Source organism: Bradyrhizobium sp. BWA-3-5 (genome assembly GCF_032917985.1).
Classification (GTDB): domain Bacteria; phylum Pseudomonadota; class Alphaproteobacteria; order Rhizobiales; family Xanthobacteraceae; genus Bradyrhizobium.
Map to the genome: position 1 here is coordinate 491,918 of NZ_CP136626.1, position 16,406 is coordinate 508,323.

Here is a 16,406-nt window from a genome sequence, read left to right on the forward strand (position 1 = left end):
GTACAGGCCCTCACTCCGCCGCCGGCCAGATCGCCGGCGGCACCGCAGGCGGACCCTTCGCGGGCGGCTCGCCGCGATGATCGTGCCCGTGGCCGGTCGGCTCGCTGTCGGCGCTGGAGACGAGCAGCTTGCGGCCAAACCGCCAGCACAGTGCGCCGATATCGTCCATCACCATGAACATCGCCGGCACGAACACCAGCGACAGGATGGTGGAGAAGATCAGGCCGCCGATCACCGCGAGCGCCATCGGCGAGCGGAATTCACCGCCGGCGCCGAACGCCAGAGCTGACGGCATCATGCCCGCGGCCATTGCGATCGTCGTCATCACGATCGGGCGGGCGCGCTTCATGCCGGCGTCGATGATGGCCACGTCGCGCTTCTTGCCCTCCCGGATGGCCTCGACCGCGAACTCCACCAGCATGATGGCGTTCTTGGTGACGATGCCCATCAGCATCAGGATGCCGATCCACACCGGCGTGGTGAGCTGCTTGCCGGTCAGGAGCAGCGCGATAATTGCGCCGCCGATCGAGAGTGGCAGCGAGAACAGGATGGTGATCGGCTGCAGGAACGTTCCGAACAGCAGCACCAGCACGGCGTAGACCATCATCAGGCCGGCGGTAATGGCGGTCGCAAAACCATCCGACAGTTCGGCCAGGCTTTCGGCATCGCCCGATGGGCTGACCCTGACACCCTTGGGCAGGCTCTTCATCACCGGCAGCTCGTTGATCATTCTGGTGGCGTCACCAAGTGCTGCCGTGCCGACAAGGTCTGCGGCCACCGTCGCCTGCCGCTCGCGGTCGTAGCGGCTGATGCTGGTCGGGCCCTGATCGAGCTGGATGTCGGCGACAACCGACAGCGGCACCCCGCCGCGTTCGCCGCGCTGGCCGAGCGGCACGCGCAATTGCTGCAGCATCTGCAGGTCGCTGCGCGCGCTGTCCTCGAGCTGGACGCGGATCGGCACCTGGCGGTCGCCGGCGTCGAACTTGGCCAGCGCCGGACCGACGTCGCCGATCGTGGCGACGCGGATCGTCTGCGACAGGCTTTCGGTCGAGACGCCGAGCCGCGCCGCCAGTTCGGCGCGCGGGCGGATGCGAAGCTCGGGCCGGTCGAGCGCGGTTTCCGAAATCACGTTGGCGATGATCGGAATCCGCTTCATCTGCGTCGCGAGCTCACTGGCGACGTTGTTGACGATGTTGCTGTCGGTGCCGGTCACAACAAGCGAGATCGCGCGCAGACCGTTTTCGTCGAGGAACCAGAAGCGGATATCCGGGACGTTCTCCAGCTCCCGCCCGATCTCGAGTTCGAGCTGCCGCTGGGTGATCTTGCGCTCTTTCTTCGGCGTGTAATTGATGATCAGCGCGGCGCGGCGGACTTCCTGCGTTCCCGGCGGCACCCGGCCGCCATCGACGAAGATGCTCTTCACCTCAGGCCGCTTGCGCAGACGGGCGACGATTTCTTCCGTCACCTTCTCGGTGTAGGCGAGCTGCGAGCCCGGCGGCAATTCCATCGCCAGCAGCGAGCGCGCGGTGTCCTGCGCCGGCAGGAAGCCCTGCGGCAGCAGCGTGATGCTCCAGATCGAGGCGGCGAAGACGCCAAAGCCGATCAGCACCGTGATGAAGTAGTGCTTCACCGACCAGGTGACCAGCCTGGTGTAGGTCTGCAGGATTCGCCCGGGCGGCGGATCCTCGTGCGGGTGATCCTTGAGGAAGTAGGCAGCCAGCACCGGTGTGACGAAGCGCGCGGCAAGCAGCGAGAAGAATACCTGCACCGAGACCGTGATGCCGAACTGCTTGAAGAACTGTCCGGCGATACCGGACATGAAGCTGGCGGGCGCGAAGATCGCGATGATGGTCAGCGAGATCGCAATCACCGCAAGGCCGATTTCGTCGGCGGCCTCGAGCGCCGCGCGGTAGGGCGATTTGCCCATGCGCATATGGCGCACGATGTTCTCGATCTCGACGATGGCGTCGTCGACCAGGATGCCCGTCGACAGTGTGATGGCGAGGAACGAGACCAGGTTCAGCGAGAAGCCCAGCAGGTCCATCATCCAGAACGCCGGGAAGATCGACAGCGGCAGCGAGATCGCGGCGATGATGGTCGCTCTGATGTCGCGCAGGAACAGCAGCACGATGATGACGGCGAGGATCGCGCCTTCGAACAGGGTCGAGATCGCGGCGAAATAATTGCCCTTGGTGAATTCGACCGAGGTGTCGATCAGTTTCAGGTCGACGTCGGGATAGGCAACCTTCAGCGCATCGATGCGCTTCTGCACGGCCTCGGCCACCTTGACGTCGCTGGCGCCCTTGGAGCGCTTGATGCCGAGCGCCACCACAGGCTCGCCGTTGAAGCGGGCAAAGGTGCTGCGATCAGCGATGGTGTCGGTGACGGTGCCGAGATCGTCGAGCCGCACCTCGCCGCCGCCGAACAGCGGAATCATGGTGCCAGCGAGCTCGTTCAGCGTCTTGGCGCCGGCCAGGGTGCGGATCGCCTGGTCGTTCTTGCCGATTTGGGCGCGGCCGCCAGCGACGTCAACATTGGTGCCGCGCAGGATCTGGCTGACATTGACGGCCGTGAGGCCCGCCGCCTGCAGCCGGTCAGGATCGAGCGAGACCAGAATCTCGCGCTCGACACCGCCGATACGCTCGACCTGCGCCACGCCGCGCACGCCCTGCAGCGCGCGCTTGACGACGTCGTCGACGAAGTACGAAAGCTGCTCCGGCGTCTTGCCGGGCGAGATCGCCGCATAGGTGACGATCGGCAGGCCGATCACGTCGACGCGCTGGATCAGCGGCTCGTTGACGTTCTGCGGCAGGTTGGCGCGCACGCGGGTGACGGCGTCCTTGACGTCGTTGAGCGCGCGGTCGGTGTTGGTCTCCAGCGCGAACTGGATCGTCGTCACCGACAGGCCGTCGGTAATCGACGACGAAATATGCCGCACGCCCTCGACGCCGGAGACGCCGTCTTCGATGGTCTTGGTGACCTGGCTTTCCAATTCGGAGGGAGCCGCGCCGAATTGCGCGACCGCGACCGAGATCACGGGGATGTCGGCGCTGGGAAGTCGCGTCACGGCGAGCTTGGTGAAGCTGGCCCAGCCCAACACCAGCAGGATGATTGAGAAGACGATCGAGGGAAGCGGGTTCCGGATCGACCAAGCCGAGATATTCAAAGCCATTAGCGTGCCCGCGTGCGTTCGAGTTCGTCGGCGAACATGGTCTTGATCTGGTCGCCGTCATGCAGCGAGGTGCCAGCATCGGCCACAACGATTTCGCCGACGTCGAGGCCTTCAAGAATTTCAGTCGAGGTTTCCGAGGTGAGGCCGACCCGCACCTTTCGCGTCTCGATCGTGTTGCCCTTCACCACCTGCAGCGTCAGGCGGTCGATCGCAGTGCGCGGCACGGCGACGCCGCAGGAGCGCTTGGCGTCGATATTGGCGCGCGCAAACATGCCGACCTTGAGCGAGGGATTGTTGTTCAGCGAAATCCTGACCTTGCCGAGCTGGGTGGCGCGGTCGATCTGCGGCGAGATCTGGCGGACCTTGCCGACCACGTCGGGCGCGTCGTCGCGGCTGATGCGCACGGTCGCGCCGGGATTGAGCTTGAGCAGATGCACGCTCGGCACCTCGGCCTCCAGCTCGATTTCATTGTTGACCGAAATGCGCAGCATCGGGCCGGCCTGCGGCGAGGCCGGTGCGCCGACCGCGGTCCTGACTTCGGTGACGAGACCGGCCGCGGGCGCGCGAAGCACGACCGGTCCGGGCCTGCCGGCCGGCGCGCCCGGGATTTGCGGCGGCGCGGTGAGGCGCACCAGTTCCTGATTTTCGGTGACCGTATCGCCTTCCTTGACCAGAAGATCGGTGACCCGAGAGCCTTCCTGATCGACGCCGATCTGCGCTTCGCGGCGCGGAACGATGAAGCCGGTGACCCGCACCATGTCGGAGAAGCACGCATTGGTGGATTTGGTCACGATCACCAGCGCCTGGCCTGGTGTCTCCTTCTCTTCGGCGTGGGGACGATTCTCGAACCAGTAGTAGCCGGCCGCCACAATGACAACGAAGGCCGTTCCAAGCGCAGGTTTAAGGTATTCGGAAAACTTCATCGCCGGATCAATCCAGACTGCAAGTCAATCAAACAGGGTGTTTTGCCGGCTGCAAGGCCGGTAATGGAGCCCAAAACGAATACGTCCCGCATGGGGGCTGCGGGACGTATTGTAGCCGCAAAATAGAGGTCGACGCCACGCCCCTTACTTGGCTGCGTTCGCCGTCGTGGCCTTGTTTTCCATGTTCACGACCTGCACGCGTCGGTTCACTTCCGCGAGCGGCTGGCTCGGGTCCTTGAGCTTGCTCTTGCCATAGCCGACGGTCACGAGATCGGTACCGTTGATGCCGTATTTGTCGACGAGATAGCGTTTGATCGCGTCGGCGCGGCGCTCGGAGAGATCCTGATTATAGGCATCGCCACCGGCCGCATCGGTATGGCCCGCGACTACGAAGGTCGAGCCCTTGAGGTCATTGTTGGTGAGCGCGCGGCCGAGCGCCTGTACCGACGGCAGCGACTTCGTGCTGATGTCAGCGGAGTTGTAGTCGAAATTGATCTCCAGATCGATCTTCGGCTTGTCCTGGACGATGGCAGCGATTTCCTCGCGTTCCGCGATTGAGAGCGAACGCGTGGAGCGGCCGCGGAACTTCTGAACCACCTTGTTCTCGGCGGCGGCGACGGCCGGATCGGCCGTGTGCTGCGGGCCGGCCGAAAGGCCGCGGGTGAGCGGCGCCTTCTTTTCCGGCGTCAGCGCGCGGATGATCTGGTCCTCGGTGACGTTCTTGTCCTGCGCCAGGGCGCTGCCCGCGCTCAAGGGCGCGGCGGCGCCGAGCGCTGCAACCGAAACTATTGCGGTAAGGGTTTTCCTTGCCGAGAAATGTGCCATTACCTGTCCCTCCTGCGGGCTTCCCACGCGGTTCCAATATCCATCCAACGCTGCCGGACCTTTAGGTCACACCGGCTGCTGTTCTTTAGTCTGAGCACCCGCCACTGGGTTCGAGGCGCCGGCCAGCCTTCGTCGAAAAAATTACTGCACCCCGTACTCGGCGAACTCCTTGACGATATTGGGGTCCATCGCCTTGGCGTTGTTGATGTCGAGGTCGCCTTCCGAAATCGAGCCGTTGCGCTTCTTGGCAAGGCCGCGGCCATATAGCGACGAGGTCAATCTGGGGTTGATTTTTAGAGCCGCGTCGAAATCAGCGATTGCATTCTTGTTCTGGCCGTTCTTCAAATTGAGAAGGCCGCGGCTGTCGAGCGCGTCCACGAAATTCGGCCGCAACCGCAGCGCCTCGTTGCAATCCTTCAGCGCCGCCTGCAGATCGCCGATCACGGTGCGCGCCCAGCAGCGGTTGTTATAGGCTTCGACGTCCTTCGGATTCAGCCGCAGCGAATTGTTGAAGTCCTTGATGGCGAGCTCATAGAAGCCCTTGCTGGCATAGACCTGGCCGCGCCGGTACAGCGCGGCGGCATCGTCAGGATTTTCGTTGAGCTTGGCGTTCAGGCTCTTGATGGTCGGATCATCGGCGAGCGCGGGGGCAGCTGGGCTCGAGGGCTCGGCCGGTTTAGCCGGCGGCGGGGGCGGAGCAAGCGCGATCTCAGGCGGTTTGGTCGGCGCCGCTGGCGGTGGGGGCGGCGGCGCGGGCGCAGCTACCTGGGGAGGCGAGGACGAAGGCGACGGTGCCGGCGCGGGAGCCGGCGCAGGGGCGGGACCCGGGGCTGGGGCCGCGATGACCGGAGATGGCGGGCTCGCCGGGCGCGGGCCACTGCCGCTCGGGATAAAAGAGAAATCCTCGGCCAGCGACGAGGAAATCCACGGCACCTGCTCGCTGCGCGAGGCGCGGGTGACGCCGACGCGGGTGCGGTTCAGCGTTTCCTCCGCCGTCAGGTCGGGGGTGCGGATTTCCTTCAGCAATTCACGCACAAACAGGCTGCGGTCGCTGCCATTGTCCGAGATTACCGAGGACAGCGCGGCCGAATACATCACCAGCGTGCCGTTCGGCGCGATCACCGGCGCGAGGCCGGCGGAAAAGCTGCGGAAGCGCCGCTCGAACGGGTTGCGCCTGGACGCATCGATCAGCGCGATCTTGACGCCGGCACCGCGGCTGTTGATCTCGCCGAGCACAGTCTCGAGGCTGAAACCGTCGCGGCGGACGTCGGCCTCGGTCCAGATCTGGGCATCGACCGGGATCATGTAGCTCTGGCGGCTCGACTGCACGCCAAAGCCGGAGAAGAAGATCAGCGCGACCGATCCGGGTTTGATCTTGCCGTAAAGGCGCTCGAAGGCGCGGCGCATCTGCTCGCTGGTCAGGTTCTCGCCGATATCGACGTTGAAGCCGTCGCGCTTGAGCTCGTCGGCGATGTCGCGCGCGTCGTTGATCGGCTCCTTCAGCGGCGCCTCGGCGTCGGGATATTTCGCATTGCCGATCACCAGCGCATAGCGTTCGCCGGCGGCGAAAGACGGCGCGACCGATGCGAGCGCAAGGAGCAATGTCAGGAGCAATGCAACGCGGATTTTCATAATGATGGCAGTCCAGATCACGGCAACCCAGCCAAAATAGCGGCGATGCTAGCTCGCGCGGCGGGCGACCTTACTCTACGGGTTCAGCATTATCAAACCGCCGCCGCACCCCCGTCAACTGATTGCGATCTCGTAATTAATTGCGACAATTCACCGCGACAGGACCATGCGGACGAGGCAACAAAAGCGCCCATTGTGGCTGCGCGGCAACGTGTGATCCCTCCTCGTGCAAGCCGGTTCCAGATCAAGCGCGGAAATCCTTTCGGCCCGGCCTCTTGGCGCCATGGTTGGTGAAAGCAGGGCGCCCTGCACGATGCAAATTTTTGGCTCGAAGCCGCCGGCCGCAAGGGCCGCGTCACTACCTGTACGAGCGGTAATGTGACTTTTCTCACGGAGAGTGTTGCGCTGTCATACGGCTGTCATTCGCCTTGCGCGTTTGACCTTTGCGGACGGCAATGGCTTGCTTGGGGATCGGCCCACATCCAACCAAGAAAAAAGTGACACCGATGGGAAACGCCTACGAAATCTACGCGCTGCGCTATGCGACGATGTCGCCCCGCACTCCGCATCTGAATTTCCTCGTCCCCGATCCGCACGACACCACCGCGCAGGACCTCGATTATTTCGTCTGGTTGGTCCGGGGCGGCGGCCGCGACATCCTGGTCGATACCGGCTTCAACGCCGAAGAGGCAAGAGCGCGTGCGCGCAAGCTCACTCTCAACCCGGTCGATGCGCTCAGAGATTTTGGTGTGGCCGCCGAGACCATTCGCGATGTGATCGTTACCCATTTGCACTACGACCACGCCGGCAATCTCGATCGCTTCCCGAACGCGCGGTTTCATCTACAGGAACGCGAGATGAGCTACGCGACCGGGCGCTGCATGTGCAACGGCCTGTTGCGGCATCCGTTTTCGGTCGAGCACGTCACCACCATGGTGCGCCATGTCTATGGCGACCGCGTCACCTTCCATGCCGGCGACGGCGAGATCGCGCCCGGCGTGACTGTGCACCGCGTCGGCGGCCATTCCGACGGGTTACAGGTGGTGCGGGTGGAAACGGCGCGGGGGCCGGTGGTGCTAGCCTCGGATGCGGCGCATTACTACGCCAATCTGCACAAGCGCAGCCCGTTTCCGATCGTCTACAATGTCGGCGACATGGCGCAGGGCTGGGAGACTGTCGAGCGGCTGGCCGGCCATCCCGACCGCTTCATCCCCGGCCACGATCCGATCGTGAGCGAGATCTACCCACGCGCCAGCGACAAGGTCGATGCCTTCGCGCTGCATCTGGCGCCGTCGCGATCGTTCGTAAAATAGGCGCGGCCAGATATGTCGGAATATAAGACCATCGGCTTCATTGGCCTCGGCGTGATGGGCGAGCCGATCTGCCGCAATCTCGTAAAGAAGAGCGGCAAACGCGTGCTCGCCTTTGATCTGTCGGCCGAGCCGTTGGCGCGACTGCGCGCCGACGGTGCTGACGTCGCAGCTTCCGTTGCCGAAGTCGTCAAGCAGAGCGAACTGCTGTTCCTCTGCCTGCCCAGCGCCAGGCATGTGCGCGCGGTGTTCGAAGGCGACGGCATTCTCAAAAATATCAGGAGCGACCAGGTCGTCGTCGATCTCGGCACCTCCTCCGTGAGCCAGACCCGCGACTTTGCCAGGCAGTTGCAGGCAAAAGGCGCTGATTGGGCCGACGCCCCGATCGCACGCACGCGGCAGGCGGCGCAGGACGGCACGCTGAGCGTCATGGTCGGGACGACGCCGGCGCGCTACGCCGACATCGAGCCGCTGATCCGGTGCTTTGCCACTGACGTCACCCATTGCGGCGAGGTCGGGGCCGGGCAGGTGACGAAGATTCTCAACAACATGGTGTTGTTCGAAACCGTCAATGCGCTTTCCGAAGCCGTTGCGGTGGCCAAGCACAATGGCGTCGATCCCGGACTGCTGCTGGATACGCTTTCAAAGGGCTCCGCAGATAGCTTTGCGCTGCGCAATCACGGCATGAAGGCGATCGTGCCGGAAATTTTTCCGGAGCGCGCGTTCTCGACCGAATATGCGCTGAAGGATCTGTCCTACGCGCTGGAGCTCGCGACTGAAGCCGGATTGAAGATCCGCGGCGCGGAGCTGGTCGGCACCATCCTGCAGGAAGCGATCGATGCCGGCTCGGGCGATAATTATTTCCCCGTCATCGCGAAGCATATTAGTGGCCGCTAACCGGAGACCATGATGATCACGCGCTTCCCCGGACTCACGCCGACGCGCAGCCGCGCCGTCGCGCATGGCGATCTCGTTTTCACCGTAGCAGTTTCGCCCGATCCGGTGAGTCCCTCGATGTATGAGCAGAGCGTCAAGGCGCTCGCTCGCATCGACGAAAGCCTCGCATTGTGCGGCACCGACAAGAGCAAGATCCTTTCGGCCATCGTCTATATCGCCGATATCAAGCAGAAGGCCGAGATGAACCGCGCCTGGGATGAGTGGGTTGATCGCGAGAACCCGCCGATGCGCGCCTGCCTCGGCGTCGATCTCGAACCGCCGCATATCGTGGAGATCGTGGTGACGGCGGTGAAGTAGGCAAACTAATACGCCTCCTTCGCGTCGGCCTCTTCGCTGGTCTGCACCAGATCGAGGCTCGCCTCGATCTTGCCGAGCAGCCGCGCAAAATCCCTGCGCTCCTGCGCGGAGAGGCATGACAGGATCTCCTGCTCGCGGCGGAGCAGGCGCGGGATCAGCTCTTCATAAAGTGCCGCGCCCTTGCCGGTCAGTTGCAGGCGGAATTCGCGGCGGTCGTCGGCGTTCTCGACCCGCTCGATGATCTGCTGCTTCAGCAGCGAGGTGACGGCGCGGCTGATGGTGGATTTGTGGGTGCGCGTGCAATCGGCGACGTATTGTGCACTGCAGGGCTCATGACGGAAACCGAGCGTCGCCAGCACCCGCCATTCTGGAATGTCGAGCCCATAGCGCGCCGCATACTCCGCCGACAGTGCGGAACTGACCTCAGCCGCCAGGCGGTTGAGCTGAAACGGCACGAACTTCAATAGGTCGAGCCGCGTCGCCCTTTTCGGCGCGCTATCTTCCTGCGGGCCGGCAGCCATCTCGGTGGACATCGCCTTTGGCAAGAATCGCCTCGATTTGAGTTGCGCCCGGGCCCGCCCGAGGGTTAAGATAGTTGCAAGTGAGACTAATTTAGCAAGGCATTGTGCCCTTGGCTAGTCACCGTGACCAGGGTTGAGCCCGCATGGCGCTGACTAAAACCCAATTCGGCTATCGTCGCCATCCCGATCAGGACCGGGCGGGCGCGAATATCGCCGAACATGCGGTTATCGTGGTCGGCGCCGGCCCGATCGGGCTGTCGCTGGCGATCGACCTGGCGCAGCGCGGGCAGCCGGTCGTGCTGCTCGATGATGCCGACCGCATCGGCGAGGGCTCGCGCGCGATCTGCTTTTCAAAGCGCTCGCTGGAATTCTGGGACCGGCTCGGCATCGGCCAGCGCATGGTCGACAAGGGCGTGGTGTGGAGCGTCGGCAAGATCTTTCACGGCGAGTCGCAGCTCTACCAATTTAACCTGCTGCCGGAGGAGGGCCACAAGCGGCCGGCCTTCATCAACCTGCAGCAATTCTATGCCGAGGCCTATCTGGTCGAACGCGTCGCGGAGTTGCCGGCGATCGATCTGCGCTGGCGCAATAAGGTGACGGGGCTCGAGCCTCGCAACGATCATGTGGTGCTGACGGTGCAGACGCCGGACGGGCCCTACCGGCTCGCGGCGCAATATGTCATCGCCTGCGACGGCGCGCGATCCTCACTGCGGCAGATGGTCGGCGCGGATTTTGCCGGCCAGGTGTTCGAGGATCAGTTCCTGATCGCCGACGTCAAGATGACCGCGGCGTTCCCGACCGAGCGCTGGTTCTGGTTCGACCCGCCGTTCCATCCCGGACGTTCCGCGCTGTTGCACAAGCAGCCGGACGACGTCTGGCGCATCGATCTGCAGCTCAGTCGCTTTTCCGATCCGGCCGTCGAAAAGCTGCCGGAGAATGTGCGGCCACGCATCGCGCGGATGCTCGGCCACGACAAGTTCGATTTCGAATGGATCTCGCTCTACAAATTCCAGTGCCGGCGGATGAACAAGTTCGTCCATGGCCGCGTGATCTTCGCCGGCGATGCCGCGCATCAGGTCTCGCCGTTCGGCGCACGCGGCGCCAATTCCGGCTTGGAGGATGCCGAAAACCTGGCGTGGAAGCTCGATCGCGTGCTGAAGGGCATCTCGCCCGAGGCGTTGCTCGAAAGCTATCACATCGAGCGCAGCGCAGCTGCCGACGAGAACATCCGCGAATCCACCCGCTCGACTGATTTCATGGCGCCGAACTCGCATCAGGAGGCGCGGCTGCGCAAGGCGGTGCTGTCGCTCGCCAAGGAAACCGAGTTCGGCAAGCGCATGGTCAATGGCGGCCGGCTTTCGACGCCCTCGATCTACGACACACCGCTCTCCACCGCGGATGGCGATAGCTGGCGCGGCGGCCTGCGGCCCGGCGCCTCGATGGCGGATGCGCCAGTGTCAGGCCGCGGCGGCGAGCCGCTGTATCTGACCGACGCCTTCATCGGCGCTGGAACGAGATTCACGTTGCTGGAGTTCAGCAATGGTGCGGGGCCGGAGCTGCCGGAAGGTGTGGGAACGATCCGGATCGGCGGCAACGATGGCCTTGCCGATTCGGCGGGACTTGCCGGCAAGCGCTACGATGCCGAACCCGGCACCGCCTATCTGCTGCGGCCCGACGGCTATGTCGCGGCGCGCTTCCGTCATCCGACGCGCGAGCGGCTCGACGCCGCGCTCGCCCGTGCCGCCGGCCAGATCTGAGGTCTCTTATGGCGCTATCGACAGCTTCGAATTTCGCCAGGCCCGATGACGCGTTCCGCGCCATCGTCGAGGCGCATCGCGGCCTGAGCGACGAGCAGAGCGCCGATCTCGACGCCGCGCTGGTTCTCGTGCTTGCCAACCACATCGGCGACATCGCCGTTCTGCACGAGGCGATCGCGCTCGCCAAGCGGCGCATGCTCGACGCCAGCCAGCAGCAACAGCAACAGCAACAACAGCAGTAAACGAATTGTGGGAACGAATTGATGGCCGAAAACACTGCAAAGGGTTTTGCATCGACGACCGACCTCTCGGAGAAGAAGATCACCTTCTCCGAGATCGGCACCGACCTCTACGCGTTCACCGCGGAGGGCGATCCGAACTCCGCTGTTATCGTCGGCGATGACGGCTGCCTGGTGTTCGACGCGCAGTCGACGCCGGCGATGGCCAACAAGGTGATCGAGCGCGTCCGCACCGTCACCGACAAGCCGATCAAATACGTCGTGCTGTCGCATTACCACGCCGTGCGCGTGTTAGGCGCGTCTGCCTACAAGGCGCAGGGCATCGTCGCTTCGGCCGAAACCTACCGGTTGATCGAGGAGCGCGGCCAGCAGGATTGGGATTCGGAGTACGGCCGCTTCCCGCGCCTGTTCCAGGATGCCGAGAGCATTCCCGGGCTGACCTGGCCGACGCTGACCTTCGAAGGCGAGATGTCGATCTTTTTGGGCAAGCGCGAGGTGCGGCTGATGCAGCTCGGCGCCGGCCATACGTCGGGCGACATCGTCGCCTGGGTGCCGGATGCCGAGGTGATGTTCTCCGGCGATCTCATCGAATACCACTCGGCCTGCTATTGCGGCGATGCGCATTTACGCGAATGGCCCTCGACGCTGAACGAAATCCGCGCCTTCAATCCCAAGGCAATCGCGCCGGGGCGCGGCGATGCGCTCAAGGGGCTCTCGACCGGGCGCGATGCGATCGCGATGACGCGCGATTTCGTCACCTCGCTCTATGGTGCAGCCGAAAGCTCGGTCGCCAAAGGTCGCTCACTGAAGGAGACCTTCGCCGCCACGCGCGAGGTGATGGATCCAAAATTTTCCAGCTTCGCCATCTATGAGCATTGCCTGCCATTCAACGTCTCACGCGCCTTCGATGAAGCATCGGGCATCGACGATCCCGTGATCTGGACCGACAAGCGCGACCGCGAAATGTGGGCCGCCCTGCAAGGAGGAGGATAGAAATGAATATCAATACCTCGCCTGATCAGATCGTCAGGAGCACCGCGCAGATCACGCCCGGCTACATGTCCGGCTTCGGCAACAGCTTTGAAACCGAGGCCTTGCCTGGTGCGCTGCCGATGGGACGCAACTCGCCGCAGCGCTGTGCCTACGGCCTCTATGCCGAGCAGCTTTCCGGCTCGCCTTTCACCGCGCCGCGCGGCACCAACGAACGCTCCTGGCTCTACCGCATTCGGCCGTCGGTGAAGCATTCCGGCCGGTTCGAGAAGGCCGATGCCGGGCTGTGGCGCACCGCGCCGTGCCATGAATACGATCTGCCGATCGCGCAGCTGCGCTGGGACCCCGCGCCGCTCCCGAAGGAGGACATGACCTTCCTGCAGGGCGTGCAGACCATGACGACGGCCGGCGATGCCAATACGCAGGCCGGCATGGCCGCGCATGTCTATATCATCACCAAATCGATGGTCGATCAGCATTTCTACAATGCCGATGGCGAGATGATGTTCGTGGCGCAGCAGGGCAATCTGCGTCTCGTCACCGAGTTCGGCCGTATCGATATCGAGCCGGGCGAGATCGCGGTGATCCCGCGCGGGGTGAAATTCCGCGCCGAGATTCCGTCAGGCCCCGCCCGCGGCTATCTCTGCGAAAACTATGGCGGCGCGTTCACGCTGCCGGAGCGCGGACCGATCGGGGCCAACTGCCTCGCCAATTCGCGCGACTTCCTGACGCCGGTGGCCTCGTATGAGAACAAGGACACGCCGACCGAGCTCTACGTGAAATGGGGCGGCGCGCTGTTCAAGACCAAGCTGCCGCACTCGCCGATCGACGTGGTGGCCTGGCACGGCAATTACGCGCCGTACAAATACGACCTGCGCACGTTCTCGCCGGTCGGCGCCGTCGGCTTCGACCATCCCGATCCCTCGATCTTCACGGTGCTGACCTCGCCGTCGGAAACTGCGGGCACTGCGAATATCGACTTCGTGATCTTTCCGGAACGCTGGATGGTGGCCGAGAACACCTTCCGTCCGCCCTGGTACCACATGAACATCATGAGCGAATTCATGGGCCTGATCTACGGCGTCTATGACGCCAAGCCGCAGGGTTTTGTGCCCGGCGGCATCTCGCTGCATAACATGATGCTGCCGCACGGCCCCGACCGCGAAGCCTTCGATCACGCCAGCAACGGCGATTTGAAGCCGGTGAAGCTGACCGGCACCATGGCCTTCATGTTCGAGACGCGTTTTCCGCAGCGGGTCACGAAACACGCGGCAACAACGTCGGCCCTGCAGGACGACTACGCCGATTGTTGGAAGGGTTTGGAAAAAAGGTTCGATCCGAACAAGCCGTAGCGTGCGCAACTCGTCATCGTCGGGCTTGACCCGGCGATCCATCACCTTGTGAGAAGATGGATGCCCGGGTCAAGCCCGGGCGTGACGATTTTCCGATTGGAGAGTCAGGTGCCCCATCCCAACGACCCCACACTCCGCTCCTTCATCGACGTCGCGCCCGATTCGCACTTCCCGATCCAGAATCTCCCTTACGGCGTGTTCTCCGCCAAGGACGGCCTTGCCCCGCGCATTGGCGTTGCGATCGGCGATTACGTACTCGATCTTTGGCAGCTCGCGCAGGATTGCCGCTTCGACGTCGTCGAGCCTGCGGTGTTTGCAGCGCCTCAGCTCAATCCGTTCATGGCACTGGGACCGAATGTCTGGTCGCAAACGCGCGCACGCATCAGCGAGCTTTTGCGGCACGACTATCCCGAGCTGCGCGATAATGAAAAGCTGCGCAAGCGCGCGCTGGTGCCGAAGGCGGACGTGACGCTGCATTTGCCGTTCGCCGTCTCCGGCTACACCGATTTCTATTCGTCGAAGGAGCACGCCACCAATGTCGGCGTGATGTTCCGCGGCAAGGACAACGCGCTGCAGCCGAACTGGCTGCACATGCCGATCGGCTATAACGGCCGCGCCTCGACGGTGGTCGTCAGCGGTACGAAGGTCACGCGGCCGCGAGGGCAACTAAAGCCGCCGACGGCTGATGTGCCGAGTTTTGGCCCGTGCAAGCGGCTCGATTTCGAGCTGGAAATGGGCGTCGTCGTCGGCCAGCCGTCAACGATGGGCGAGATGCTGACCGAGCAGCAGGCCGAGGAAATGATCTTCGGCTTCGTGATCCTGAACGACTGGAGCGCGCGCGACATCCAGCAATGGGAATATGTGCCGCTCGGGCCGTTCCAGGCCAAGGCGTTCGCGACCTCAATCAGCCCGTGGGTGGTGACGCGCGAGGCGCTGGAGCCGTTCCGCCTCCACGGCCCAGCGCAGGAGCCGAAGCCGCTGCCCTACCTGCAGCAGACCCAGCCGAACAATTACGACCTGGCGCTTGAGGTCGATTTGCGCGCGGCGCCGATGAATGCGCCGAAGAACATCAGCCGCACCAATTTCAAATACATGTACTGGTCATCGGTGCAACAGCTCGTGCACCACGCATCCAGCGGGTGCGCCATGAATGTCGGCGATCTCTTAGGCAGCGGCACCATCTCCGGCCCGGAGAAGGACCAGCGCGGCAGCTTGTTGGAAATCAGCTGGAACGGCACCGAGCCGGTCGAACTCGCCGAGGGCATCAAGCGTTCGTTCCTGGAGGATGGCGATTCGCTTCTGATGCGCGGCTGGTGCCAGGGTGACGGCTATCGCGTCGGGTTTGGTGAAGTCGAGGGGACGATTCTGGCGGCGGGGTAAGTGCCGTTTACGGAACGGCGCTCTTTCCCCGTCATTGCGAGGAGCGAAGCGACGAAGCAATCCATGGCGCCACAATGGAAGCATGGATTGCTTCGCTGCGCTCGCAATGACGGGGTTGGCTCACTGTTCCTGCGGCGGAATATCCCGTAACCGCGCACAATGCGCGGCGATGTCTTCCAGCGAATATTTCAAATGCACCCGCTTGTCCGACGGCAACTGCTTCGTCACGCACACGCCGGGCCGCCGCTCGGTGGCGGGGCGGATCGGGCGCCGCTCGAACCCGCCGCCGCAGTTCGGGCAGACATTGTGCAGCTTGTTGTCGGCACAATCAGCACAGAACGTGCACTCATAGGAGCAGATCCGCGCGTCCGTCGCGGATGGCGGCAGGTCCTTGTCGCAATATTCGCAGTTGGGGCGGAGTTGCAGCGCCATGGTCGTCTCGTCCTGTGATTCCAAGAGATCATCGCAAATCGGCCGGAAACGCGAATGACGAATTTCCCTCGAATTGCGCCATCTAGGCCTTCAGCGGCAGCTTGCTACTCTCCTTCAGCCTGTCCAGCACGATCGAGGAGCGCACATGCGCAACGCTCTGATGCGGCATCAGCACGTTGTTGACGAGTTCGGAGAGATCCTTGAGGTCGCGCAGCACCACTTTCAGCACGTAATCGGCGTCGCCGGTCAGCGAATAGGCCTCCTGGATGTCGTCGACGCGGTTGACCAGCGCGCGGAATTTCTTCGCGTTGTCAGGCGAGTGGGTGGCGAGCGTGATGTGGACGAAGGCGATCAGGTTGAAGCCGAGCGCCTCGCCCGCGAGGTCGGCGTGATAGCCTGATATCACCTTTTCCTCCTCCAGCCGCATCCGCCGCCGCGAGCATTGCGAGGCGGACAGGCCGACGAGATCGGCGAGCTGCTGGTTGGTCAGCCGGCCGTCGTGCTGCAGTGCGGCCAGCATTTTGAGGTCGAAGGCATCTACGGATATCATGCGCGAACTGCCGAATTGGTGCACGGATTGTGCGAAACATAGCCCAAACACCCGGTTGTTTGCATGCAC

At 63.5% G+C, this 16,406-nt stretch carries 15 protein-coding genes; 8 read left to right on the forward strand and 7 right to left on the reverse strand.

Annotated elements, in window-relative coordinates:
• Window positions 1-10: 10 nt before the first annotated feature.
• The 4 genes from RX331_RS02355 to RX331_RS02370 all read right to left on the reverse strand — a co-directional run bounded on the left by RX331_RS02355 (window position 11) and on the right by RX331_RS02370 (window position 6,552).
• Window positions 11-3,172, reverse strand: a complete 3,162-nt coding sequence (locus RX331_RS02355; protein ID WP_317255064.1) for an efflux RND transporter permease subunit — start codon at window positions 3,170-3,172, stop codon at window positions 11-13.
• On the reverse strand, window positions 3,172-4,095 hold the full coding sequence (locus tag RX331_RS02360) for an efflux RND transporter periplasmic adaptor subunit (RefSeq protein WP_317255065.1): 924 nt from the start codon (window positions 4,093-4,095) through the stop codon (window positions 3,172-3,174). The genes RX331_RS02355 and RX331_RS02360 overlap by 1 nt, the downstream gene beginning before the upstream one ends.
• A 144-nt stretch (window positions 4,096-4,239) precedes the next feature.
• Window positions 4,240-4,920 carry an OmpA family protein gene (locus RX331_RS02365; RefSeq protein WP_317255066.1) on the reverse strand — a complete coding sequence of 227 codons (681 nt, stop codon included), beginning with the start codon at window positions 4,918-4,920 and terminating at the stop codon, window positions 4,240-4,242.
• A 141-nt stretch (window positions 4,921-5,061) separates the two neighbouring features.
• A complete protein-coding gene (locus RX331_RS02370) occupies window positions 5,062-6,552 on the reverse strand; it encodes a caspase family protein (protein ID WP_317255067.1) in 1,491 nt (496 codons plus the stop codon).
• 506 nt (window positions 6,553-7,058) lie between these two features.
• Between RX331_RS02370 and RX331_RS02375 the strand changes: the two genes are divergently transcribed.
• Genes RX331_RS02375 through RX331_RS02385 form a run of 3 tightly spaced genes read left to right on the forward strand, consistent with a single transcriptional unit; the run spans window position 7,059 to window position 9,116 of the window.
• Window positions 7,059-7,865, forward strand: coding sequence for an N-acyl homoserine lactonase family protein (locus RX331_RS02375; RefSeq protein WP_317255068.1), 807 nt, complete (start codon window positions 7,059-7,061; stop codon window positions 7,863-7,865).
• A 12-nt stretch (window positions 7,866-7,877) separates the two neighbouring features.
• Complete coding sequence (locus RX331_RS02380; protein WP_317255069.1) at window positions 7,878-8,759, forward strand: NAD(P)-dependent oxidoreductase; 882 nt, start codon at window positions 7,878-7,880, stop codon at window positions 8,757-8,759.
• Between the two features lie 12 nt (window positions 8,760-8,771).
• Window positions 8,772-9,116 carry a RidA family protein gene (locus tag RX331_RS02385; protein WP_317255070.1) on the forward strand — a complete coding sequence of 115 codons (345 nt, stop codon included), beginning with the start codon at window positions 8,772-8,774 and terminating at the stop codon, window positions 9,114-9,116.
• A gap of 5 nt (window positions 9,117-9,121) precedes the next feature.
• Here the strand turns inward: RX331_RS02385 and RX331_RS02390 are convergent, their stop codons facing one another.
• Window positions 9,122-9,649 carry a MarR family winged helix-turn-helix transcriptional regulator gene (locus RX331_RS02390; protein ID WP_410708355.1) on the reverse strand — a complete coding sequence of 176 codons (528 nt, stop codon included), beginning with the start codon at window positions 9,647-9,649 and terminating at the stop codon, window positions 9,122-9,124.
• A 131-nt stretch (window positions 9,650-9,780) separates the two neighbouring features.
• On the opposite strand from RX331_RS02390, the gene RX331_RS02395 reads away from it, so the two are divergent.
• The 5 genes from RX331_RS02395 to fahA all read left to right on the forward strand — a co-directional run bounded on the left by RX331_RS02395 (window position 9,781) and on the right by fahA (window position 15,355).
• A complete protein-coding gene (locus RX331_RS02395) occupies window positions 9,781-11,394 on the forward strand; it encodes an FAD-dependent oxidoreductase (RefSeq protein ID WP_317255071.1) in 1,614 nt (537 codons plus the stop codon).
• A gap of 8 nt (window positions 11,395-11,402) precedes the next feature.
• The gene (locus tag RX331_RS02400) at window positions 11,403-11,636 is read left to right on the forward strand and encodes a DUF2783 domain-containing protein (RefSeq protein WP_317255072.1); all 234 of its coding nucleotides are present in this window, start codon (window positions 11,403-11,405) and stop codon (window positions 11,634-11,636) included.
• Between the two features lie 21 nt (window positions 11,637-11,657).
• On the forward strand, window positions 11,658-12,626 hold the full coding sequence (locus tag RX331_RS02405) for an MBL fold metallo-hydrolase (RefSeq protein WP_317255073.1): 969 nt from the start codon (window positions 11,658-11,660) through the stop codon (window positions 12,624-12,626).
• Between the two features lie 2 nt (window positions 12,627-12,628).
• Window positions 12,629-13,975, forward strand: a complete 1,347-nt coding sequence (gene hmgA / locus RX331_RS02410; protein WP_317255074.1) for a homogentisate 1,2-dioxygenase — start codon at window positions 12,629-12,631, stop codon at window positions 13,973-13,975.
• Window positions 13,976-14,083: 108 nt separating this feature from the next.
• On the forward strand, window positions 14,084-15,355 hold the full coding sequence (gene fahA, locus RX331_RS02415) for a fumarylacetoacetase (RefSeq protein WP_317255075.1): 1,272 nt from the start codon (window positions 14,084-14,086) through the stop codon (window positions 15,353-15,355).
• Between the two features lie 120 nt (window positions 15,356-15,475).
• On the opposite strand, the gene RX331_RS02420 is transcribed toward fahA, so the two are convergent.
• Window positions 15,476-15,787 (reverse strand): DUF1272 domain-containing protein, encoded by a 312-nt coding sequence (locus RX331_RS02420; RefSeq protein WP_317255076.1) that lies wholly within the window; start codon window positions 15,785-15,787, stop codon window positions 15,476-15,478.
• A gap of 82 nt (window positions 15,788-15,869) precedes the next feature.
• Window positions 15,870-16,337, reverse strand: a complete 468-nt coding sequence (locus RX331_RS02425) for an Lrp/AsnC family transcriptional regulator (RefSeq protein ID WP_317255077.1) — start codon at window positions 16,335-16,337, stop codon at window positions 15,870-15,872.
• Between the last annotated feature and the right edge of the window lie 69 nt (window positions 16,338-16,406).